Here is a 206-nt window from a genome sequence, read left to right as displayed (position 1 = left end):
CAGGGAGCAATCGCAGAGATGTCTTGTGCTGGCGCTTTCTGATTTTGTTTGATGACCTTATTCAGGCGACAAACGCTCTTGTTTAATCGACAAGGCTCGACTGGCTTAAGTAGGTAATCAAAAGCATTATCTTCAAAGGCTTGAATAGCATATTGGTCGTAGGCGGTGACAAATACCACGTAGGGCATGGTTTCCGGGTCAAGCAT

The 206-nt window shown here is 45.6% G+C and carries 1 pseudogene; it reads right to left on the bottom strand.

The annotated features are described in order from the left end of the window. Positions 1–206: pseudogene (locus AB4486_RS22805) on the bottom strand (two-component system response regulator YehT); the annotation flags it as partial.

This window comes from Vibrio sp. 10N.222.55.C6 (assembly GCF_041473395.1).
Lineage (GTDB): Bacteria > Pseudomonadota > Gammaproteobacteria > Enterobacterales > Vibrionaceae > Vibrio > Vibrio crassostreae_C.
Note: the sequence above shows the minus strand (reverse complement) of the source record. Positions and strands in the feature narration are given on the sequence as shown.